Genomic DNA, 20,912 nt, shown 5'->3' on the forward strand with positions numbered 1-20,912 from the left:
TGTGCAATGGTATGGATGGGAAGGGTTTGGTTTACAGGCTTAGATTTCGTTCTCCATGTTGCGCTGTGAACCGCTGGCAGGTTTGTTACGATAGAAGTACCAGCATTCGTTCAGTAACTTGATTTGACGACTGTCCTTTTTATGGAACGCCCGCATGAGTTGGTTGCAGAGCCATTGAGGCAAAGGAATCTCCTCCTTTTGCATAATTCATCTGTACGTTAGCATATGTGGCAATAGCCTGGACTGTGCGGGATAACTCCATGTCAATTGAAAATGATCAGAATCTGTTGAACCAGAACGAAAAAAACAAGAATGAAAAAAGCACATTCCCCGGTTCGGGAAATGCGCTTTTCGTATTTTATTGAATTTTGTCTATCAAACGAGATGGAATACAATATTTCGGAAAGTTGATGGTCATACATCAGGTTTTAAACAGAAGTAATTACCCTATGAAAAGAGTTAGAATTACTCCATCTCTTCCTCATACCATTGTTCCAATTGAGCCTGTAGTGCCCGAATCTCGGTAAGCAGGGAAATCAAAGGATAATTGCTTTCACGCAGAGCAGCAAAACGCTCTTCAAGGGCATTGATGTAATCAAGCCCGCCAATGACGGACAAGTTTTCGTTCAACAGATCGAGATGATCACATTCGGCAATAGCCCAGGGTAGAACGGGTACATCTGTTGCCGTGAGTTTGTCGATTTCCTTGTGCAGACGCAGATTAAGCGCACTGAGTTGATAAGCATAGTCCGCGGGCATTTCAACAAACTGCAATTGTTGCTTCTGCTGCAGGATGACATAGCGCATTGTAGGCATAACGAGTATTAATCTCCCCTCATACATTCTACTTGACAGTGTAGCCTACGAAACGGTTAAAATTCAAGTATTGTACGGGAAAAACAGTGTGCTCGAGCGGGTGGAGAGAGAGGAGAATGATGGAAAATAAGGAATTACAACAATGGATTGAGCAGATTTCTCTTGAACATTTCGGAGTTCCGTTTACTCATGAAGCGATATTTAACCGTCGTCTGACGACAACAGGTGGAAGGTATATGCTCAGAAGCCATCGGATCGAGATAAATCCACATCAGCTTGAAGTCTACGGAAAAGACGAGGTTGAGAAAATTATCAAACATGAACTATGCCACTATCATCTGCATATTCGAGGGCGGGGATACCAGCATAGAGATCCGGAATTCAAGGCACTTTTGCAGAAAGTGGGGGGTTCACGGTTCTGTCAGTCTCTTCCTGGAGACAAGGGCAGAAAACCGCTGCCGTATAGGTACAAGCTGGTATGCAAGAGCTGCGGGATGGAATATTTGCGTAAACGGAAAATAGATCCCAAGCGTTATCGCTGCGGTCGATGTTCAGGCAAACTGACGCTTCAAACCATCTGATGTACACGAAGAAGAGTTCACAGTAGAAGGTGAGTAAAAGGCAGGTTGACTTGAATTATTAATCATGATAAATTAATGTTATTCAAGTTAATTTTCCCTGATAGCTCAGTTGGTAGAGCACTCGACTGTTAATCGAGTTGTCACAGGTTCGAGTCCTGTTCGGGGAGCCATTTCTTGGAGAGATACCCAAGTGGCTATAAGGGGACCCTCTGCTAAGGGGTTAGACTGCGTAAGCGGTGCGAGGGTTCGAATCCCTCTCTCTCCGTTCTGATTTTACTTCTATGCCAGGGATGAGAACCCTAAAGGTTCGCCTTAGCATAAGCTTCGGTAGCGATACATCGCAGTCTCGAGCGAAGTGAGAGTATCCCTCTCTCTCCGTTCTAATAATACACTTTTAATCCTCTTTACATGAATGAGTAATTTTTCATGTAAAGAGGATTTTTTGTTTTTAGTATCTGAGCCGTTCACAGGGAAATACCCAAAAGCTCGTGCAAACCTGATTTTCCAGCCTCGGTCACTTCAACAGAGCGACTTCCTGTTTTTTGACGAATCCAATCCAGTTCAAGTAACCGCTGAACAAGCTCTTCACCGAGCAAGCCGGACAGGTGATGACGGCGTTCGCTCCAGTCCAGGCATTTACGAGCGATGGCCCTGCGTGATCCTGGCTTCAATTGCAGCTTCATTCCTAATGAGCTAAACCACTGCGATCCTTCCTCCGTAATTAGATAATCCTTACCATGCGCTTCTTCAGGTTCAACCAGATAACCTCTCTTGAGCAATGCTTCGCAGAGTAAAACCCCGAGTTTTCCAGCCAGATGACCGTAACAGGTGCGAGCATAACTTAATTGTTGCAATTGATTGGATTGCTTCAATGAGCGAACCTGTACCGCTGGGGCAATACTGGCCATCTTCTCAATCAAATCGGCAATTTCCTCGTTCGCGAGACGATAATATCGATGACGACCTTGCTGTTCTACTTCCAATAGTCCTCCCGCTACAAGTTTAGCAAGGTGATTACTTGCGGTCTGTGGACTGACTGAGGCCATATAGGCCAGCTCACCGGCAGGTAACGCCCTTCCATCCAGCAAAGCGGAGAGAAAGATAGAACGGCTTGTATCAGCAATAAGTGAGGCAATAACAGTGATGTTCGGATATGCATTCATACTTCGATGATAGTTGAAATAACGCTGTATTACAATTGGTTTCAATTGATGATTTGAACAGGAGAGGTATAAGGTGAGTAACGTTATGCAGCAGTATAGCACAGAACAAACGACCAAATCGGCTCGGACGAATCAGCACGAGACGATTAATCCCAGTATTTTATACTATGGCACCCCTGTTATCATCCTTAGTACTTTAAACGAAAATGGGTCCACGAATCTTTCCCCATTATCGTCTTCTTGGGCGCTGGGGGATTGTCTGGTGCTGGGGATAGGTACACAGGGCAAAGCTTATGAGAATCTCCGTCATCATCCTGAATGTGTTATTAATCTGCCGGATGACTCGATGTGGGGAAAAGTTGAAGCGCTGGGGCGGTTGACGGGAAGCTTTCTCGTGCCAGAAGTTAAAGAGAAGATGGGATACACGTTTTGCCAAGATAAATTTAGGACGGTTGGCCTGACATCTCAAAGATCAGTTCAAGTGGCGCCAGATAAAATAGCCGAATGTCCGCTTCAGATTGAAGCGCTTGTAGAACATATTCGTATCCCGGAGCATACGCCGAATATGGCGATTGTAGAAGTGAAAGCGGTGAAGGTGCATGCACATTCCCATTTGGTTTCAGACGTCAATAAGATTGATCCCAAGCAATGGCATCCGTTGATTTATAATTTCAGGCATTATTACGGACTTGGGGAGAGACAAGGGGAGAATTTCCGGGCAGATAAATGAGTGGAGGATGAGATCGATGAAGAGACCAAGTAAAAGACCAAGTGAGAGTTACACTTCTTAGCACGTTAGCACGTTGCAGAAATCAAAAAATAAGCACAGGCTGGCTCGGTTAACGAGACTGCCGTGCTTGTTTCTTGATTTTACTAATTTTACTAACCTTTCAATGGTACTTTATCAGCCTTCCGAGACAATGGTTTCCTCAGGCGCAATCGGTTTGCCTTCTAACAGGCTATGAATCGCATGAGCGACGCCATGCTCCACATTGGTCAGTGTAATCGTTTTAGCCAAGGCGCGAATTTCGGGTTCGGCATTGCCCATTGCGATACCTAACCCAGCCATTTGTAACATGGAAACATCATTAAAGTTATCCCCGATAGCGACTGTGTCTTTCATCGAAATGTTCAAATGCTCCGCCAGTTTGGAGAGGGCATTGCCTTTAGAGACATCCGGATGTTGCATTTCAAAATTATGCTCAAAGGAGACAACCATGGCAACATCGGTTCTGGAAGAGAAGTATTCTCGTCCAAGTTGCACTTTTTCAGGATTCATCGAGAAAGCCATAATGTTGTAAATGCATGCTTCTGCCGGAATTTCAAGGTGGCTGTTCACACGATGATAGTCTTTTTTGTTGTAGTGTTTCTTAATCGAATGGATCATGCGCTCGATATCTTCACCGGGTTTTGATCCCAGGACACGTTCCAATTCGGCGAGCATCGTCTCATGAGTACTGATTGCAGCGTATATGCCCATCTGAGTTGAAGCTTCATAATAAATGTGCTCATCTTCCAGCCATTGCATGACAGAAGCGGCCGTTTCACGTTCCAGAGGAAGGTGGAATAAGCGTTCTCCATTCTCATCATGAATGGTAGCGCCGTTGGAACCGATAATCGGTGTTTTGATTCCGCCTTGGCGGCTAATCGCCACAACATCTGAATATACGCGTCCGGTCGCGATGGTTACTTTCATGCCAGACTGTTGCGCCTTCTGGATGGCATCGGCGTTCTCGCGGCTAATCTGGCTGTCTCGATTCAACAAAGTTCCATCTAAATCGGTAGCAAATAACTTCATATCTTTACAACTCCTTATCTTGTGTAGGTTCGGGGATTAGAATCTCAACCTTTTGTTCGTTTAAAAAATCCAGCCATTCCTGATCCGGCCATTGATCTGTAATTAATACGTCTACCAGTGACCAATCTGCAAAACGATAACCGTAACGTTTGCCCGTCTTGGAATGATCGGCTAGCACAATTACTTTTTTGGCGGATTTCATCATTTGATGTTTGATCTTGCCTTCCTCTTCGGAAGCACTGAATCCATCCATCGTGAAACCGCCAATGCCAATAAAGGCTTTATCCACGTAGTAGTGGGAGAGTGTCTCGATAACGGGTGTTCCATACACATAACGCTGTTCCTTATCTAAGCGGCCGCCAAGCAGGCGAATCTGAACTGCGGTGTGATTAGATAAAAGATCAGCTGAGTGTATCGAATTAGTAATGACCGTACAAGATTTACCATTCAAATTCTCAGCGCAGGATTGAACGGTTGTGGAGGAATCCAAGATGATCGTCTCTCCTGAACGAACCAGAGCCGCAGCCAGTTTGCCAATGGCCCGTTTTTCCTCAGAAACATACTTCAGCCGGTCTTGATAGGACTTGAATTCTTGTGGGGGAGAGGGGAGGATTGCACCACCGCGTGTGCGAATAATGGCTTCCTGCTCTTCGAGTTTAATCAGATCCCGGCGTGCCGTATCTCGTGAGACATCGAATAAAGATACAATCTCTTCTGCCGAGATACGATGATGCTTGCGCAGGTGCTCAATGATGAGTTGCATGCGTTCTTCCTGAAACAAACGTAAAGCCTCCTTATATTTCTGGATGACCGTGCGTTGTACTATAGTTTAATTATAAGTAATTATAATGTGATCTGCAATATTGTAAGTAAAAATAAGTTTTTATAAGTTTTTTAATCATTAATTTACATAATTATAGTACAGCTATGACAAGAATGTGATTTTAGCTATTAAGGAGATAAGGGAAGTGGCTTTTGAATGCGAGTAAAAAATTGGATTTTAAAAGAATATAAAAAAAGTGTTGCATTATTCTATTTCCCTGTGATATACTCATTCTTGTCGCCAAGAAGACAAATTGTTTATAAGGCCCGTTGGTCAAGGGGTTAAGACACCTCCCTTTCACGGAGGTAACAGGGGTTCGAATCCCCTACGGGTCATAGTATTACCTCATTCTTCACCGCTAAGAGATTCGTTTTAATAAAGGGTTTCTTTGAAAGTCACTGCTCTGTAACATCCGATATGAAGCATGGCATAACATCAGGTGAAGGCACATTGAGAGCCATTAGCTCAGTTGGTAGAGCACCTGACTTTTAATCAGGGTGTCGAAGGTTCGAGTCCTTCATGGCTCACCATTTAACAATTTAATATGCGGTCGTGGTGGAATGGCAGACACGCTATCTTGAGGGGGTAGTGGGTGTATACCCGTGGAGGTTCGAGTCCTCTCGACCGCATCAGATTAAAAAGCAAAAACCCTGGACACCCAGGGTTTTTGCTTTTTTTATGTAAGTCAAAGTGATGTATCAATTAAATGGTCTATGGAAAAATTAGTAGCCTAGATTCTAATTAAGGTGTCTATATTTTTTTCGATGGATTGAAAAAACTGATCCTCTGCAAGAAGTGCGTTGTTCATACGTTTTTCGAACGAATGAGAGAGTGTGAAATTATTTGTTAAATATTGTTTGGTTAAGTATTTTCTCAAAAGATCCCATTGTTTGATGGCTTGTTGTGTAGTTTGAATGATTTCATTCAATGCATTGGGGTTTGTGGATGAACTTAGTAGTGATATTAGTACTTTTTTTCTGTCGCAGTGTCGATTCAAGATTGTGTGAAGCAGAGAATAGGCATCGTGTATTCGGTTAGGGATCTTTCTGTTAAGTGGAATGAGCCCGCTAGCTAACAGGTTGTTCAATTCCAAAATCGCTGATCTTCCGAAACATTCGATATATCCATCAACAATTGAGTCGGGCTTATAATAATTTTCCAGTGTTCTCTTAAAAATCATGGGTACTCTATCGGGTAAATCATGGAGTTCGTCTTGATTAGGGTGTATCGTAAAACAGTTGAATTGGTGATTAAAGGCATTCATAAATGAACGTTTAGTATCTTGGCCAATGCCTTTGTTGACGAGGTGGGGTTTAAAGAATTGTGGATTATAGTTTATGTAATTATCTAAAAAATAAAAGTCTGTATCGGTTTGTCCCAGAATTAAGAATATATGTCCGTCAATAGTAGCATCTGTTTCATATGCTGAATTTAATTCATATGTTTTGTAATAGGGGACTTTCTTCATGAAAGTGTTAACAAACACAACCTCGCCGTTAGCCAGAAGGGTCTCTAATTTATCGATGGCGGATGAAGCATCATTGTTAAAGGTGTGTTGGTTTGATCTAATTACATAATCTTCTGGAGATTTGATGTCGTTTAATTTAACGTCAAGAGGGTAATTCGCGAGATCTTTAACGATTTTAAGATTAAAATCATCGAGAAACATTTTATAAGATAGATTTGAATTTTTTAATTCGTTTTTTAACATGAAGAAAATATTACGAGTATAACAGTCTCCGATCGCCTGCACTTCAGCATTCGGTTTTCCTTGAGGGGTATAGTAATAATCCATCTCCATTGGATATAGCGCTTCCATATTTTTCCCTCCCAAAATGATATTTTAGTTTATGGTGTTGTAATCTATGTTTATGGTTATCTCTGTCATTATTAAAAGAATATTGTAGGTTTAATATGTATTATTCAGCAGGGTACAATATGTATGTAATGACTCTTTTAATGAATATTATGGTAATTATAATAATATTTTATATTTATTTCAAGATTGGTTTGGGACTCTAATGGTCTGGATAAAAGGGCTGAGGATTCAGAAATATTGTGCTATAATTCAATCATATGGCATTTAAGTTGATAATTACGGTTGGAAGGCGGTTCTTGCATGCAGTCAATCTATGAGCGAATTGAGCACCTGATTGCCGAAAGAGGGATGACAAAGAAGGCCTTCTGTGAACAGCTGAAAATAAGCACAGGCAATTTGGGTGACTGGAAACGTGGTAAATCAATCCCGAGTACAAATAAACTCATTGAAATTGCTTCATTTTTTGATGTGAGTCTGGACTGGTTAATGATTGGGCGTTTATCGAAGGAAGCCATTGTGCGGGAAAAGCGGGAAGATTATTTTTTTAACGTGTTGCGGCAATTGAATTGCCAAGAGAGTGAATTATCGACTGTGGAACAGTCTTTTATTAGTGAATATATCGAGTTCACTCGTTATCGCAAATTTAAAGAGAGTAAAGATGCCGGAAGCTATAGCTACCAACCTGAAGCGGAAGACGAAAATAAGTCAGAGCAGGAAGGGACGTAGGTGTCTCTGGTTGATAAAAAAAACCTCCATCTGCGCCCAAGGGAATGATTTCCGGGACAGTAGGGAGGTTTTTTTTTTTTGTAGAAATATCCGTTTAGTGATGCTGATCAAGAATACTGGAGTATTTGGGGTACAACTGGCGGATGCAATCTGGGCAGATGTCGTGTGTAAACTCGGCGGAAGTGTGTTTTTCCAGATAGCGCTCAACGCTGTTCCATTCGTCTGATTCATCCTTGATATGTTTGCAAACGGCACAAATAGGCAGCAGTCCATGGAGGGTGCGCGCTTCAGTCAAGGCTTGTCGTAGCTGAAGCTCTGTCGTCTTTTGTTCTGTAATATCTGTGTGAGCCACCAAAGCGAGGTTGGTATCTATCGTAGGACCGTTCTGTAAGGGAGTAAGTTCTACGCGAAACCATTTCTCTTCGTTGTGTGGTGTAGTAACAGAGATATCATATGTATGGTTTTTTTTAAAGGGAACAACATTATGCCTCAGATACCTCGCGAACTTGGTTGGATAGTGGTTTTTCTGTTGAGCTTCCCAAGCTTCCATCAGGTGGAGGTAATGATTGTGGCGGCTGGCTACGCGTAAGAAGAGTTTATGAAGTCCGTGCTGCCAGGCCCGGTTACAGCTTCGTATCATCCATTGATGATCAATAATGATCAACTGATGATTGGTCGCCTGAAAGGATAGGCTTTCCAGGTCGGATGTAATAGTTCCCATGGGAGAAGTCCTCCTTATGATGGATGAAAGTGTTCTTATCTCAATTCCTCCGGTATGTTCAAAATATCAGCGACCTGATGTCTGAATCGGGTTGCTTTGCGCGTGCCGTGAATAAGGTTGGATAGACGGTAAGGCGGAATATCATGTTGTTCGCAAAAGGTTTTCTGATCGACCTGAAGTTCGGTTAAGCGTCGTTTGATAGCCCATCCGAACGGAGTGACTGGTTTCTTCTTGTTCAATAGGGTTCACCCCTGAGTGGATTTTATAGTATGCAGCAGGTTATTCTTTGTGTAAAATAGACATAGATACGTGCTGTTGGTTCTATTATATACGCAAATCCGTCATCTAACAATTAAAAAATACGGAAATAAGTGTATTTTTTGAATTAAAATGACGTAAATTCGTATTTTTTATTGTGCAAAATAAAAAACACGCCAGCAAGGGGTTGCGGCGTGTTTTTGGTGTGCTCTGAAAAGGAGGTTTCGAGGAGGAGTGCGGAATTATGCTCTGTAAGCGTGGAGGCCTGCTCCAAGCATGTGGAAGCTGGGAAATAACGACTTCATAGACATGGACGTAGGATGCAGAGGGGCATCCGGTGAGGAGGCGCTCACAGTAGCCCATTCATTCTCAAGGTCAGCGGTCAGGCGAGCCAGCAGTTCCCGAGTGGCATTTTCATTTAGGGGAATAACTTTGCAAGCTTCGGATACGCATGCATTCATGGCTGAATGCAAGTAACCGAGAACCGCCTCTTCGACGGGGATATCGAGGTGGTGGTTGATCCAGGCGTGAACGGTGGGGAGGCAACCGACTGAATTGTATTTTACGAAGATTTGTTCAAGCGGGCTGAGGTCGATCCAAGGATGCAAGGCGCGAGACAGTTTGATTAAACGTTTGCCTATGATTGTTGCTTGCTCTCTAAGTTCAGGAGGGGTACGCTGTACATGCACAAGTTTGTCGATCAGGGCAATTCGCCAAGTGTCTTTATGGTCTGTAGCGCTATAAATCCCCTTGATGGCCATACCTTCTAGTCGAACGAGACTGGGGTGTAGCTGGCAACGCATAAATGATTCGAGTTCCTCAGCTGTTCGAATGGTACCTTCCTTGATGTGGGTGTCCATGCCGAAGAAATGCGTGAATCCTCCCACCTGGACAGAGGGATCAAGCAGTTTCGCATAATCGAGTAGCTTATTCCCACGGTTCACGATCTTTCGCCTCCTGTGCTTTATTGTGTTATGTTTAATTACATATGATGATCTTTTCTTAAGTTTAATGTGTAAATCCGAATTATATGATATATATATTCACATAAATATCCGTGTTTTGTCAATAATTTATGAGAAAATAAAAACTTAATTAAATAAAATTCAGTAATAGAGTCATATAATATAACATTATAAATTCTATCTGTGTCATATATTCATGTCTAAAGTCCTTTTGGCCTTTTTGCCGAATCAGATTAATGATATGTAATTTTCGAAGAAATATGACTGAATTTTGCAAGAGGTGTGGAATAGGAAGGGAAGAAGAACTGTTATCCATTTAGAGTAAATCCGGTTGTAGTAAAATGTCATTCATAAAGTAATTAATAAGGACTTTACTTTTGTTTAAGAATCCGGTATAATCAATTCTGTTGCCGATAATTTACGACATGCGGTCGTGGTGGAATGGCAGACACGCTATCTTGAGGGGGTAGTGGGCGTATGCCCGTGGAGGTTCGAGTCCTCTCGACCGCATTATATGAAGATTTACGAGAGAAGCTTTCCTTGATGGAGAGCTTTTTTTGTTTTTATATAGCAACAAGGGCGAATTATTCAGGATGAGGAATGTGTTAAAAGAGAGAACGCAAAAAAGCCGCCCGAAAGCTTGAGCAGTGTCTGGCTCTTTGCTTTACAGGTGGCTTGTTTTTGTTTATATGTTTGTTCGAAAGTCTATATTTATTTGTTAATCAGCTTCTGAATATCCTCTTCGATTTTGTCCGGTGTAGTCTGCGGAGCATATCGTTTCACAACTTTACCATCCTGATCGACAAGGAATTTGGTAAAGTTCCATTTGATGGCTTTGGAGCCGAGCAAGCCTGGTGCTTCTTTCGTAATGTGCTGGAAGAGCGGATGAGCGCTTGAACCATTGACGTCAATTTTTTCAAACATCGGGAAGCTTACGCCATAATTCATCTGACAGAATTCAGCAATATCGTCGGAAGATCCTTTTTCCTGCGCGAATTGGTTGCTTGGGAATCCAAGCACTTCAAACGGAGCATCCTGGAATTTATCCTGAAGCTCTTGCAAGCCCTTGAATTGAGGGGTGAGACCGCACTGGCTTGCGGTATTCACAATTAACAACACTTTGCCGCGATATTGGGACATCTCAATCTCTTGTCCGCGAAGGGTGTTTACTTTGTAATCATAGACTGACATGGGGAACGCCTCCATCCTGTTATTCTTAATATACTTATTATATTTTAAACAATTAAATAATGCAAAACTTATTTGGGATTATCGTTGTTATAACCATTCGCTTGTTGGACTCAAAAATGGACGAGAAAACCATGAATCAATTTTTGTACGGTTGAGAATTAGATAGCTTGGAAGAGGAGGATAGCGTATAACCTCATTGTAAGCGTTATTATCATAGGTTATTGCCGGAAATCTGGCGATTCGGTGATCTGTATGCACTTTACATGATCATGGTACGGGTGTATGATTCATAGCGTAATTTGAATTTTAATTAAATTGTACCTGAAAAACGAAACAAACGATAATATCGATCGGTCTTATACTTAAGATTTACGAACGATGTTTTAATCGCTGAGTTTCCATTCATTGTGGATGGAAAACGGGGGAACCAACAGAATGGGCTGTATGACAGCAGCGGACATTCATGGGGTGAATTTTTCGGTGAAAGCCGGAAATAGGGCGACTCTCGCGCCCGAATCCGTCAGCTAACCTCGTAAGCGTTAAAGGGAGAGGCAACAAACCGCACGCTGGTTCATGGCGCTTTCGTCATGGATTATTTAAGAAGCGTTTCGGAGGCCTTGGTCCCCACGCTTCTTTTTTGTTGTCTTTTCACGCCAAGGGAGGAACGAAGAATGGATAAAGAGATGATTTTGGTAACCGCTCCAAATGAAGCAGGACGTAAATTTGTGAAATTGCTGATGTATAAAAAAATGCCATTTGCCGTTCTGACGAACAGTGCGGATGAGGAGCGCAAACTTCGCCGTCTTGGCGTAGAACACGTCATCCGTATGAATACAGCAGCTGCTGAGAAATGGTTTTTGCCGCAAGGCAGTGTAGGCAATGTATTTATTTTTGAGAACAGTCTGAACTTGACATGCCGCTATCTTCAAATTTGTCGCTCATGGACATCGAAGTCTTTGTGTGTGATCACGGAGCAGAGCCATCCTAAAGGGATTTATCGTGGAATGGGAGCGGATAAAATTGTCTATTCATTGAATGGAGAAGTCGGGTTCCTTCTTAATAGTTGCAATAAACCTGAAGCTGAAGTAAGCAGCTTGTGATTGACATTGATCCAAGGTAAGACGCCTGTTATAATTGCAGGTATAGACTAACGGAATTTGAGGAGACTCATGCTTGTCGTGGGTCTTCTTTTTTTATGGAAACAGTACGGTAGTATAGAAGCGAGGGATAACCTGCAGCTTACGAGGAGGAATCAGCGTGCCGGATATTGCCGGATTGAAGTGGTTGTTTTTTGATGTGGGGGATACGCTGGTGGATGAATGGGAGCCAGTAGATGATATTATTGGGCAGTTCGTTCGGGAGGCGAATGATTACGGCTATCCAGTAAAGATCGAGGCGGTAAGAGAACTGTTTGCTACCTGTTACCGTAATTATGAACAGTGGCCCATGAAAGTAGCCATACGTACATATATTCATGATGAAAATCACCGCACTCTGATTCAGGAGAAGCTGAAATTTCATAAAGAACTGGAGCAACCGTTTCCTTCTGCAACCAAGGTGCTTGAACAGCTTTCGCATCACTATCGTATTGGCATCATCGCCAATCAGAGCCCTGGGACTGAAGCAAGGCTGGAGAGCTACGGACTTCGTAAATATGTCCATGTTCTGGCCTGTTCGGCAGAAGAAGGGGTGTCCAAGCCTGATCCGGAGTTGTATGCGGTTGCTCTGAAGCAGGCTGATTGCGCGCCCGAAGAAGCGGTTATGATTGGTGATCGAATCGATAATGATATTATGCCAGCACGTAGTTTAGGTTTACGCACCATTCGTATTTTGCAAGGGTACGGAAGGTTCCAGCCAGAGCTTTCGGATGCCGAGCGTGCAGACTGGACGGTGGAGTCCCTGGATGAACTGCTGCCGCTACTCATACCTCATGAGGATGCAGGTAACTCTATATGAGTCTCAGGTTAGACTATGTGGGGTTAGATTGCAGGTATATGGAGATCGGAAGTATATCAATATAAAGACACAAAGAAGGCCGATTTGCGTTGGGATCAATACCAACAGCGAATCGGCCTTTTTATATAGAAGCTTAGAACAGCATGAAGGTCTGGATGATTAAATACACATTCAGGACAACGATGATAGCGGCAATAGTCCAAGAGACGATTTTGAGCCATAGTTTGTTTGCAAAAGGCCCCATGCTTTTTTTGTCACTTGTAAACATCACAAGCGGGATGACGGCGAACGGCAGTTGCAGGGACAGGATGACCTGACTTAAGATCAGTAACTCTTCTGTGCCGCGCTCACCGGCAATCGCAGTGACGATGACAGCAGGGATGATCGCAATCAGTCGGGTAACCAGTCTACGCAACCATGCCGGGATACGGATATTGAGGAAGCCTTCCATGACGATCTGTCCTGCGAGCGTGCCTGTAAGAGTAGAGTTCTGACCTGATGCGAGCAAAGCTACGCCGAACAGGACGCTGGCGATCGTTGTGCCAAGTAGCGGAGTTAGCAGATGATAGGCATCGGATATCTCTGCTACCTGTGTCATGCCAGCGCTGTGGAATACAGCCGCAGATACGATTAGGATAGCCGCGTTAATGAACAAAGCTAGCGTCAAAGCTATGGTGGAATCCATCGTGGTGTAGCGAATAGCCTCTCTTTTGCCCTGAGTCGTCTGCTCAATCTGGCGGGTCTGCACAATGGAAGAATGCAAGTACAGATTGTGCGGCATAACGGTGGCTCCGATGATACCAATGGCGATGTAGAGCATGGCCGGGTTCTGCAAAATTTCGGTGCTAGGAACGAATCCGTGAAGAACACCGCCCATATCCGGTTTCGCCAAAAATAGGTCGATGCCAAAACAAAGAGCAATGGTTGCCATCAGCACGATGACGAGTGTTTCCAGCGCACGGAATCCTTTGTTTTGCAACACGAGAATGAGTAATACATCCACGGCGGTAATAATCACACCGTATAACATGGGAATATTAAACAAAAGTTTAAGAGCGATTGCTGAGCCGATCACTTCAGCGAGGTCCGTAGCTGCAATAGCCAGTTCGCATAGAATCCATAACATCATGACAACGGGAGCGCTGAAACGTTCACGACACGCCTGGGCAAGATCGCGCCCAGTGACAATCCCTAGCTTGCCTGCGAGGGATTGAAGCACGATGGCCATCATGTTGGAAAAAAGGATGACGGACAATAGCGTATATCCGAATTGCGAGCCGCCGGCGATATCTGTAGCCCAGTTGCCGGGGTCCATATAGCCGACAGCGACAAGATAGCCTGGGCCGACAAAGGCGAGGAACTTTTTCCACCAGGCTACATTCTGGGGTACTTTCATGGAACTGTGAGCTTCACCTAGCGAGGGAGCCATCGTAGCTGCAGAAGCAGACGCAGACGCATATTCGCTGGATGAAGGGTTGAACGGATTTTTTTGACTCATACATGGATCACCTGACTTTACAATAAGATGTGGCCGGCTTGTTGCCGGGAAAAATTCAATTTTAGGATGTGCTCTGGCACAAATACTGCGGCAAATGAACGGGATGAATACGAGTGCTCATATATCTAAAATTTTATGTTCATGTTTACATTGTACACCCTCAATAATTTTTGTCTAGTGCAACTTTTATGTAGTCGGACAAAAAATAAGGAGAATCTGAGGTTATATTTTCGAAGAGCCTCTTTGTATCGTACCCATTTTGTAAAAAGATACGACTTTTATCAGGTACGCATGAAATGTAGCCAAATGTAAAAGCTGATAAAGAACACAATCAGGCGTTTCAAATCGAGCCAGAAGTTTAAAATGAATTGTAGGCAGTCAAAACTTTATTAACGAAGGAGAGATTCTGATGGAAGCTTTATATACAGCAACAGCGACAGTAAAAGGTGGACGAACAGGTTCGGTGGCTTCTTCGGACGGTGTGCTGCAACATGATCTGAAAATGCCGAAAGAACTTGGCGGAGCCGGTGGAGAAGGCACAAATCCCGAGCAACTTTTTGCGGCTGGATATGGTGCATGTTACGAGAGCGCTCTGGCTAACGTGGCACGCAAAGCAGGTGTGAAATTGGAGAATGTCGTCGTAACAAGCAACGTATCGATCGGCAAAGATCCAACAGATGACGGATTCAAGCTAGCGGTTCGCCTGGATGTGAGTATGCCGGGAGTGGATCACAGCCAAGCTGAGGATCTTGCCCGCAAAGCGCATGACTTCTGTCCGTATTCAAAAGCAACACGCGGCAACATTGACGTTGTACTCAACGTCGTTTAATAGATAGGATAATTCCTGGCTTTTTCTCTTTGAGAGTGACAGGTAAAATAAAGAGCAAGGTATCCAGTGATATCTGATCTTCAAGCACACAAGCCCTGCTGGTAGTTCAGCAGGGTTTTGTTTTCTAACATATACCACCCATGAATCGCCTAATCTGAAAGCGGAGGAGGATTTCTCCGTGTTAGGTCGTACTCTTTTACATAAACGTACAGTCGCTTCATGCCACATATTCCATTAAGGAGGAACGGCGATGAGTATTGAAGAGATGATTGAGAGAAAATTTGTATGCACCAAATGCCGGGGGACGGAATGCAACATCAAAGAAGTCTCTATGTCAGGAGCAGGGCTCAGCAAAGTATTTGATATTCAGCATAACCATTATTTGTTTGTGGGTTGTACGGCCTGTGGATATGTGGAAGTGTTTAACCCGGACGTGCTAAAAGGCAAGAAACAGGGACAAGTTGGCACAATTCTGGATATTCTGTTTGGTGGATAGACATGCGTGAGTTGACATCGACTCGAAATTTCTTTAATATGATTTAGTACTGAAAGTGTCAGTGTCATTAGCATGAACCAAATTTGAATTCACGGGTGATATCCATGTCTTATAGACCAAGCATTGCACAACTGCAAGTAGCCAGCAAAAACGAAAAAGACGGATTGTACGAATTTACGATGAAACTGGTGGATGGTACACAGTGCCGTGTATTCTACTCCAAATCTCCGGATTGGAAAATGACTGCGATCAGCCGTCTGCAGAAAACACCTTGCCCTGTATGTCGCAAAGACTTCATCTGCAAATGTATGGATCAATGGTCAGGTGACCTGCATCAACAAATGATTAACGACGAGTGGATGGAAAAAGCACTGGCTGAGTAATTGTCGGACAGTTATGAGCGTAGGCATTAAGCCTGCGCTTTTTTTCTGTTTTGCCAGGGAGTTTGGCAGATCAAATTCAGGTTAGGCGAGAAAAGTTGGCTCAAAATGGGTAAGTAATCTAACAGCACCATAGAGGAGGCCATGAGATATGACAGTAGACCAGGAGGATAAACACCAGGGACACCCGATTGTTCTTGTAGACGGCGTATGCAACTTTTGCCAGGGAATAACGAAATGGATCATCAAGCGTGATCCGGAAGGGAAATATCACTTTGCTTCACTTCAGTCGGATGTGGCGAAAGGATTGCTGAAGAAGGGTGGTTTGAGAACCGATAGCATGGATACGTTTGTGTTGATTGAAAATGGAAAATACTATACACGCTCCACAGCAGCGTTAAGGTTGGCCAAAGGTCTCAAGTTTCCTTATCCGTTACTCTATGTGTTTATTATTGTGCCCAAATTCATTCGTAATGCAGTATACAACTGGGTTGCGCGCAATCGGTACCGCTGGTTTGGGAAGGACGATGCATGTATGTTACCTACACCCGAGACTAAAGATCGATTTTTATAAGTATAAAAGTATCAGTTTTTCAGGATAAGCTTCCATAAGAAAGAAGTTTCATGTAAGGTGATTAATATCGGTAATTACTGGGTAATTACTGTGGGTTACATTATTTTTTACATTATTGGGAGGATAACAACTTGAAGAAATGGACGACAATGATTATTGGGGCGTTATTGGCAGTAAGCTTGGCAGCATGCGGAAACGACACAGATAAATCTGCAACGCCGCCAGCAGGTAATGAAACTACGAATGAAAGCACCAATACAGCGGAGCAGAATGCGGCTGTTCCAACACTGGATGAATTGCTTGCCAAAACAGGTGAAGCAACGAAAGCACTAAAAAGCTTCACTACAGAAGCTAACATTGATCAAAAAATTAAATTGGATGCTGGCGAGCAATCTCAGGATCAGCAAGTAAAAACGTCTTTGAAAATGGATATCATTAAAGATCCAATGATGATCTATCAAGAGATGGAACTGGATATGTCTGGACAGAAGCAAAACGTAAAACAGTACATTACCTCAGACAAAATTTACTCCCAAGTGGGTGACCAGTGGGTAGCGATTCCAGAAGATCAAACGAAGGCGCTCATCGAACAATTGAAAGCTAGCATGAATCCGGAAAAAGAGCTGGACCAATTCAAAAAAGTAAAAGAAGACGTTAAGATCACTGAAGAGGGCGACAACTATGTCCTGAACGCAGATGTATCGGGTGACAATGTGAAGGAATTGGCTAAATCCGTTATGGAACAAAACGGTTCAGATGCTCAAATGCAGGCTATGCTTGATCAAATGAACATTAAAAGCATGAAAATGAAATATCTGATTAACAAAGAGACATCTCTTATGGAGAAGATCGATGTTGAGATGGTGATGGAAATGGAGCAAAACAATCAGAAAATGACGATGGACATGAAAATGGACACTTCGTTCTCCAACCATGACAAAGTTGCAGAAATTAAAATCCCGCAAGAGGCTTTGGATAGCGCAAAATAAGTGAAGCCCTGAAACACCTTTGATTCTGATTTCGGAATACCTGTCGGTAGACCGGATAAGGATCAGGGGTGTTTTTTTGATTTTGGAAGTTCTTTAGAGTGTTATAATATGGACTTGTATGATTAATTTTTAAAGTTTGGACATTTGTAAAAGGATCTGCTGTGAGTGTAAACATGTGGTTGCGTAAGGTTAATTCATCATTGTTTTAAAGGGGAGGGGATACCGAGATGATCATATATGCACATATTCATCACGTAAGTCTGGCTGTTCGTAATCTGGAAACCGCAAAAAAATTCTATTCGGGTTTGCTCGGAATGCAGGAGATTGAGCGTCCTCCGTTTCGCTCCACGGGAGCGTGGTATGCGATCGGCAGTCAGCAACTTCATCTATTGCAGCATCCGGAAGGTCATACGCTAAGGGAAGCGGGGATTGATACGACCGACGGACATTTTGCACTTTGGGTGGTCAGTTATTCGGAGACGCTAGCTTGGCTGGAAGAGCAAGGGATTGAATATGAAGCGAGACCGGATAGTGTGGCTGGATTCGCTCAGATTTTTATCCTTGATCCGGATCGAAATATCATTGAATTTGGAGCGCCTTATGGTTCTTAAGTGAGATGGTTAGAATAAATCCCTTGCTCGTCCAGAAATTGTATGTTATAGTGTGCATACATTCATAGCACGTGACGGAAGCACCGTCCATATCCTGCAATTTCATGCGGGAAATGGGCGGTGTTTTTTTGTGCTTTTTTTGATGGGGAGGGAAAGGTAATTGATTGTCCTTAAGGCAGTGCTGGTATCAAGGGATAAAGATTATATCCAAGCTTGGCTTGACTATGTACAGAGTAGCTCGTCAGGCTCCACGATGCGATTCATCGCTTTTTCGCAGCGGGAGGCATTCAGGAATCATATGGATGAACAGGATGAACACGAGCTACCTGATCTGATTATCGCTGAACCTGAGTTTCTAAACCCTTGGTTGATGAATGGTGGGGATGCCTCAGGTATCCCATGGCTTATGCTTAGCGAAGGAGGAGACGAGGGACACGAGGCGAAGCGACTCATGAAGTATCAGCCGTTGCCTGCGTTGCTTGAAGCCGTTAGGAGGGCTTGCAGGCAACCACGTAGTAAGGGGAGTCGACATTCGGGTCAAGAAACGTTAGCCATCGGTGTATTATCGGCATCGGGTGGAAGCGGTAAAACAGCCGTAGCTCTGCATATGGCGAAGCAGCTTGGACTCGCTGGATATTCTGTGTTGTATCTCAATCTGGAGACTCTGGACAGCTCATTTCCTTTCCTGGAGAAAGGGTTGCGGCGTGGTAGCCAGCATCATGTAGAAGCAGAGACAGGTTTATCACGACTACTATATGATCTGAAGGCTCGTAAAAGGGAGGTAACGTCTGGTACGGATTCGGCGGATGTCTCGGCAACAGGAAAAATGAAAACAATAGTTGAGTATGTAGTCGGGCATGAGGCATTGAAGGCGGATGTGTTCTGGCCGTTGGCCAACCGAAAGGAAATGTTACAGATGTCTAAAGCGGATACAGTAGATCTCATCCGGTATCTGACCGGTTCCGGGCAATATGAAGTGTTGATTCTGGACGGAGACTCAGGCTGGGATGAACGTAGCGATGGCATTCTGAAAGCGGCAGATACCTTCGTCTGGCTAGTAGAAGATGATATCGCTGCGATGCATCGATGGGGGCAATGGCTTCAGCATAACGAGCGTACCCGAACGGAACTGTTAGGAAATATGCTGGAGCGCACGTATTTTGTTATTAACAAATATCGGGAGCAAGTGATCAATCCATTGCCAAGACCTGATCTGTATGTGGATGCGGTGTTGCCTTATATTCCTTCTTGGAAACAGATGAATCAGGAAGAGGTCATGCTGAGCTCACCGATCTTTCAGCGTGAAGTCAACAGATTGTGTGAAATGCTGATGCAGGCTGAAAAAGATGGCTAGCCGAAAGACAGGATGCATTTATATACAGGAGGAGCCTGGGGAGTTATGACAGAACATTCATGGAACATCACAGACCGTGAAGAACAATTTCAAATGCTTCGCAGAGAGGTGCGAGCTTCGCTCGATATGACTTCTTCTGCCGGGGATAAGGAGTTGTGGCAGGGGATTGAGAGAAAAGTTCTCGGTGATTCGGGCCTGGAAGATTTGACTTCAGGTGAGCGCCATGAGTTGGTGCAACGATTGTACGATTCTTTTCGCGGATTGGATATTTTACAACCTCTGGTGGATCACCCGGACATTACGGAGATTATGATCAATAGCCATCGGGAGATCTTTGTGGAGCAAGAAGGGGAGGTCAGACAGATTCCACTTCAATTCGAGTCCAGAGAGCGGCTGGAGGATATTATTCAAATGATCGTGTCTGATGTGAACCGCATCGTCAATGAATCTTCTCCCATTGTGGATGCCCGCCTGAAGGACGGTTCACGGGTTAACATTGTGCTTCCGCCTATTGCGCTAAAGGGGCCAACGATGACGATTCGGAAGTTCCCAAGTGAGCCGATGAAGATGTCTGATCTGATTCAGAAGGGGGCTTTGCATGAGGAAGCAGCCGTGTTATTACAGCAGTTAGTGCGAAGCAAGTACAACATTTTTATCGGGGGAGGCACAGGTTCCGGGAAAACAACTTTTCTAAACGCGTTATCCCAGTTCATCCCTGCTGATGAGCGGATTATTACGATTGAGGACTCAGCGGAGTTACAGATCGTGACCGTACCCAATCTCGTCTCTCTGGAGACCCGAAATGCCAATACAGAGGGCAAAGGTCTTATCTCTATCCGGGATCTGATCAAGTCCTCCTTGCGGATGCGTCCAAACCGGATTGTGATTGGGGAAGTACGGGGAGCGGAAGCACTGGATATGTTACAGGCGATGAATACTGGACATGATGGATCGTTGTCGACTGGTCACGCAAATACGATCTCGGACATGATCAGTAGGCTTGAAACGATGGTCCTTAGCGGTGCTGAACTTCCCATTACTGTCGTAAGACAGCAGATTAGCTCGGCCATCGATATTTTTGTACATCTTTCCCGGCTTCGAGACCGTTCACGCCGTGTGACAGAAATTAGTGAAGTGATGGGTTTACATCATGGTGAAGTGCTACTGAACCCGTTGTTTCGATTTCAGGAGCAGGAGGAACGGGAAGGGCGTATCATCGGTGGACTCATCCGGGTGGGCAACCTGACCAAGGTGGATAAGATTCAAATGGCCGGACTTGGAGAGTGGCTTGAGGGATACATAGAACAGATAGTTGAGCAGGCGGGACAAGAAAACAAGTAGTACATTGTGAAAATAAAGTGAGG

The 20,912-nt window shown here is 43.9% G+C and carries 24 protein-coding genes, 6 tRNA genes and 1 riboswitch; of the genes, 19 read left to right on the forward strand and 11 right to left on the reverse strand.

Annotated features, from left to right (window positions below):
* Positions 1–39: 39 nt before the first annotated feature.
* Positions 40–183 (reverse strand): cortex morphogenetic protein CmpA, encoded by a 144-nt coding sequence (gene cmpA, locus FS818_RS17545; RefSeq protein ID WP_123063289.1) that lies wholly within the window; start codon positions 181–183, stop codon positions 40–42.
* 282 nt (positions 184–465) lie between these two features.
* Complete coding sequence (locus FS818_RS17550) at positions 466–816, reverse strand: hydrolase/acyltransferase (protein ID WP_145333410.1); 351 nt, start codon at positions 814–816, stop codon at positions 466–468.
* A gap of 119 nt (positions 817–935) precedes the next feature.
* On the opposite strand from FS818_RS17550, the gene FS818_RS17555 reads away from it, so the two are divergent.
* The 3 genes from FS818_RS17555 (at position 936) to FS818_RS17565 (ending at position 1,662) form a co-directional block, all read left to right on the forward strand.
* Positions 936–1,397, forward strand: coding sequence for a SprT family protein (locus tag FS818_RS17555; RefSeq protein ID WP_145333510.1), 462 nt, complete (start codon positions 936–938; stop codon positions 1,395–1,397).
* 94 nt (positions 1,398–1,491) lie between these two features.
* Positions 1,492–1,567: transfer RNA gene (locus FS818_RS17560), tRNA-Asn, on the forward strand.
* 6 nt (positions 1,568–1,573) lie between these two features.
* Positions 1,574–1,662, forward strand: a tRNA-Ser gene (locus tag FS818_RS17565).
* Between the two features lie 199 nt (positions 1,663–1,861).
* On the opposite strand, the gene FS818_RS17570 is transcribed toward FS818_RS17565, so the two are convergent.
* Positions 1,862–2,560 (reverse strand): ArsR/SmtB family transcription factor, encoded by a 699-nt coding sequence (locus FS818_RS17570; protein ID WP_145333511.1) that lies wholly within the window; start codon positions 2,558–2,560, stop codon positions 1,862–1,864.
* A gap of 85 nt (positions 2,561–2,645) precedes the next feature.
* Between FS818_RS17570 and FS818_RS17575 the strand changes: the two genes are divergently transcribed.
* Positions 2,646–3,290, forward strand: a complete 645-nt coding sequence (locus FS818_RS17575) for a flavin reductase family protein (protein ID WP_145333512.1) — start codon at positions 2,646–2,648, stop codon at positions 3,288–3,290.
* A 174-nt stretch (positions 3,291–3,464) separates the two neighbouring features.
* Here the strand turns inward: FS818_RS17575 and FS818_RS17580 are convergent, their stop codons facing one another.
* Both FS818_RS17580 and FS818_RS17585 read right to left on the reverse strand, forming a co-directional pair.
* Complete coding sequence (locus FS818_RS17580; protein ID WP_145333411.1) at positions 3,465–4,358, reverse strand: Cof-type HAD-IIB family hydrolase; 894 nt, start codon at positions 4,356–4,358, stop codon at positions 3,465–3,467.
* 4 nt (positions 4,359–4,362) lie between these two features.
* A complete protein-coding gene (locus FS818_RS17585; protein WP_145333412.1) occupies positions 4,363–5,139 on the reverse strand; it encodes a DeoR/GlpR family DNA-binding transcription regulator in 777 nt (258 codons plus the stop codon).
* A gap of 305 nt (positions 5,140–5,444) precedes the next feature.
* Between FS818_RS17585 and FS818_RS17590 the strand changes: the two genes are divergently transcribed.
* From FS818_RS17590 to FS818_RS17600, 3 genes are all read left to right on the forward strand, one after another.
* A tRNA-Glu gene (locus tag FS818_RS17590) sits at positions 5,445–5,516 on the forward strand.
* A gap of 119 nt (positions 5,517–5,635) precedes the next feature.
* Positions 5,636–5,711, forward strand: a tRNA-Lys gene (locus FS818_RS17595).
* A gap of 16 nt (positions 5,712–5,727) precedes the next feature.
* Positions 5,728–5,810: transfer RNA gene (locus FS818_RS17600), tRNA-Leu, on the forward strand.
* A gap of 101 nt (positions 5,811–5,911) precedes the next feature.
* Here FS818_RS17600 and FS818_RS17605 read toward each other — a convergent pair.
* Positions 5,912–7,000, reverse strand: coding sequence for a hypothetical protein (locus FS818_RS17605; protein WP_145333413.1), 1,089 nt, complete (start codon positions 6,998–7,000; stop codon positions 5,912–5,914).
* Between the two features lie 300 nt (positions 7,001–7,300).
* Between FS818_RS17605 and FS818_RS17610 the strand changes: the two genes are divergently transcribed.
* The gene (locus FS818_RS17610) at positions 7,301–7,726 is read left to right on the forward strand and encodes a helix-turn-helix domain-containing protein (RefSeq protein WP_145333414.1); all 426 of its coding nucleotides are present in this window, start codon (positions 7,301–7,303) and stop codon (positions 7,724–7,726) included.
* Between the two features lie 94 nt (positions 7,727–7,820).
* Here the strand turns inward: FS818_RS17610 and FS818_RS17615 are convergent, their stop codons facing one another.
* The 3 genes from FS818_RS17615 to FS818_RS17625 form a co-directional block, all read right to left on the reverse strand.
* A complete protein-coding gene (locus FS818_RS17615) occupies positions 7,821–8,447 on the reverse strand; it encodes a nitrogen regulation protein NR(II) (protein WP_145333415.1) in 627 nt (208 codons plus the stop codon).
* A gap of 35 nt (positions 8,448–8,482) precedes the next feature.
* Positions 8,483–8,686 carry a Rha family transcriptional regulator gene (locus FS818_RS17620; RefSeq protein WP_090918120.1) on the reverse strand — a complete coding sequence of 68 codons (204 nt, stop codon included), beginning with the start codon at positions 8,684–8,686 and terminating at the stop codon, positions 8,483–8,485.
* 261 nt (positions 8,687–8,947) lie between these two features.
* A complete protein-coding gene (locus FS818_RS17625) occupies positions 8,948–9,649 on the reverse strand; it encodes an urease accessory protein UreF (protein WP_145333416.1) in 702 nt (233 codons plus the stop codon).
* Positions 9,650–10,097: 448 nt separating this feature from the next.
* On the opposite strand from FS818_RS17625, the gene FS818_RS17630 reads away from it, so the two are divergent.
* Positions 10,098–10,180, forward strand: a tRNA-Leu gene (locus tag FS818_RS17630).
* Positions 10,181–10,381: 201 nt separating this feature from the next.
* Here the strand turns inward: FS818_RS17630 and FS818_RS17635 are convergent.
* Positions 10,382–10,861: a glutathione peroxidase gene (locus FS818_RS17635; RefSeq protein WP_123063300.1), complete on the reverse strand. Its 480-nt coding sequence runs from the start codon at positions 10,859–10,861 to the stop codon at positions 10,382–10,384.
* 378 nt (positions 10,862–11,239) lie between these two features.
* Positions 11,240–11,415: riboswitch (cyclic di-AMP (ydaO/yuaA leader) on the forward strand.
* Between the two features lie 117 nt (positions 11,416–11,532).
* On the opposite strand from FS818_RS17635, the gene FS818_RS17640 reads away from it, so the two are divergent.
* Complete coding sequence (locus tag FS818_RS17640; protein WP_090918114.1) at positions 11,533–11,961, forward strand: hypothetical protein; 429 nt, start codon at positions 11,533–11,535, stop codon at positions 11,959–11,961.
* 157 nt (positions 11,962–12,118) lie between these two features.
* On the forward strand, positions 12,119–12,817 hold the full coding sequence (locus FS818_RS17645; protein ID WP_186375529.1) for an HAD family hydrolase: 699 nt from the start codon (positions 12,119–12,121) through the stop codon (positions 12,815–12,817).
* A 133-nt stretch (positions 12,818–12,950) separates the two neighbouring features.
* On the opposite strand, the gene FS818_RS17650 is transcribed toward FS818_RS17645, so the two are convergent.
* The gene (locus FS818_RS17650; protein WP_145333418.1) at positions 12,951–14,315 is read right to left on the reverse strand and encodes an Nramp family divalent metal transporter; all 1,365 of its coding nucleotides are present in this window, start codon (positions 14,313–14,315) and stop codon (positions 12,951–12,953) included.
* 409 nt (positions 14,316–14,724) lie between these two features.
* Here FS818_RS17650 and FS818_RS17655 point away from each other — a divergent pair, with 409 nt between their 5' ends.
* From FS818_RS17655 to FS818_RS17690, 8 genes are all read left to right on the forward strand, one after another.
* A complete protein-coding gene (locus FS818_RS17655) occupies positions 14,725–15,144 on the forward strand; it encodes an organic hydroperoxide resistance protein (protein ID WP_090918107.1) in 420 nt (139 codons plus the stop codon).
* Positions 15,145–15,394: 250 nt separating this feature from the next.
* Positions 15,395–15,640: a zinc ribbon domain-containing protein gene (locus FS818_RS17660; RefSeq protein WP_090918105.1), complete on the forward strand. Its 246-nt coding sequence runs from the start codon at positions 15,395–15,397 to the stop codon at positions 15,638–15,640.
* Positions 15,641–15,744: 104 nt separating this feature from the next.
* Entirely contained in the window at positions 15,745–16,023 is a 279-nt protein-coding gene (locus tag FS818_RS17665; protein WP_090918103.1) for a hypothetical protein, read from the forward strand.
* A 148-nt stretch (positions 16,024–16,171) separates the two neighbouring features.
* Positions 16,172–16,594: a thiol-disulfide oxidoreductase DCC family protein gene (locus FS818_RS17670; RefSeq protein WP_145333419.1), complete on the forward strand. Its 423-nt coding sequence runs from the start codon at positions 16,172–16,174 to the stop codon at positions 16,592–16,594.
* Between the two features lie 131 nt (positions 16,595–16,725).
* Positions 16,726–17,583, forward strand: coding sequence for a DUF6612 family protein (locus FS818_RS17675; protein WP_145333420.1), 858 nt, complete (start codon positions 16,726–16,728; stop codon positions 17,581–17,583).
* Positions 17,584–17,810: 227 nt separating this feature from the next.
* Complete coding sequence (locus FS818_RS17680) at positions 17,811–18,194, forward strand: VOC family protein (RefSeq protein WP_145333421.1); 384 nt, start codon at positions 17,811–17,813, stop codon at positions 18,192–18,194.
* A gap of 160 nt (positions 18,195–18,354) precedes the next feature.
* Positions 18,355–19,548, forward strand: coding sequence for a P-loop NTPase family protein (locus FS818_RS17685; RefSeq protein ID WP_145333422.1), 1,194 nt, complete (start codon positions 18,355–18,357; stop codon positions 19,546–19,548).
* Between the two features lie 45 nt (positions 19,549–19,593).
* Positions 19,594–20,889 carry a TadA family conjugal transfer-associated ATPase gene (locus tag FS818_RS17690; protein ID WP_145333423.1) on the forward strand — a complete coding sequence of 432 codons (1,296 nt, stop codon included), beginning with the start codon at positions 19,594–19,596 and terminating at the stop codon, positions 20,887–20,889.
* Positions 20,890–20,912: the final 23 nt, after the last annotated feature.

The sequence above is a fragment of the Paenibacillus xylanexedens genome (assembly GCF_007680605.1).
Classification (GTDB): domain Bacteria; phylum Bacillota; class Bacilli; order Paenibacillales; family Paenibacillaceae; genus Paenibacillus; species Paenibacillus xylanexedens_B.

Bases quoted from the DNA above. Each gene is read 5' to 3' on its own strand.
- FS818_RS17550 (WP_145333410.1), bottom strand. From the start codon at position 816: ATGCCTACAATGCGCTATGTCATCCTGCAGCAGAAGCAACAATTGCAG.
- FS818_RS17555 (WP_145333510.1), top strand. From the start codon at position 936: ATGGAAAATAAGGAATTACAACAATGGATTGAGCAGATTTCTCTTGAA.
- FS818_RS17570 (WP_145333511.1), bottom strand. From the start codon at position 2,560: ATGAATGCATATCCGAACATCACTGTTATTGCCTCACTTATTGCTGAT.
- FS818_RS17575 (WP_145333512.1), top strand. From the start codon at position 2,646: ATGCAGCAGTATAGCACAGAACAAACGACCAAATCGGCTCGGACGAAT.
- FS818_RS17580 (WP_145333411.1), bottom strand. From the start codon at position 4,358: ATGAAGTTATTTGCTACCGATTTAGATGGAACTTTGTTGAATCGAGAC.
- FS818_RS17605 (WP_145333413.1), bottom strand. From the start codon at position 7,000: ATGGAAGCGCTATATCCAATGGAGATGGATTATTACTATACCCCTCAA.
- FS818_RS17610 (WP_145333414.1), top strand. From the start codon at position 7,301: ATGCAGTCAATCTATGAGCGAATTGAGCACCTGATTGCCGAAAGAGGG.
- FS818_RS17615 (WP_145333415.1), bottom strand. From the start codon at position 8,447: ATGGGAACTATTACATCCGACCTGGAAAGCCTATCCTTTCAGGCGACC.
- FS818_RS17635 (WP_123063300.1), bottom strand. From the start codon at position 10,861: ATGTCAGTCTATGATTACAAAGTAAACACCCTTCGCGGACAAGAGATT.
- FS818_RS17640 (WP_090918114.1), top strand. From the start codon at position 11,533: ATGGATAAAGAGATGATTTTGGTAACCGCTCCAAATGAAGCAGGACGT.
- FS818_RS17650 (WP_145333418.1), bottom strand. From the start codon at position 14,315: ATGAGTCAAAAAAATCCGTTCAACCCTTCATCCAGCGAATATGCGTCT.
- FS818_RS17655 (WP_090918107.1), top strand. From the start codon at position 14,725: ATGGAAGCTTTATATACAGCAACAGCGACAGTAAAAGGTGGACGAACA.
- FS818_RS17660 (WP_090918105.1), top strand. From the start codon at position 15,395: ATGAGTATTGAAGAGATGATTGAGAGAAAATTTGTATGCACCAAATGC.
- FS818_RS17665 (WP_090918103.1), top strand. From the start codon at position 15,745: ATGTCTTATAGACCAAGCATTGCACAACTGCAAGTAGCCAGCAAAAAC.
- FS818_RS17670 (WP_145333419.1), top strand. From the start codon at position 16,172: ATGACAGTAGACCAGGAGGATAAACACCAGGGACACCCGATTGTTCTT.
- FS818_RS17680 (WP_145333421.1), top strand. From the start codon at position 17,811: ATGATCATATATGCACATATTCATCACGTAAGTCTGGCTGTTCGTAAT.
- FS818_RS17690 (WP_145333423.1), top strand. From the start codon at position 19,594: ATGACAGAACATTCATGGAACATCACAGACCGTGAAGAACAATTTCAA.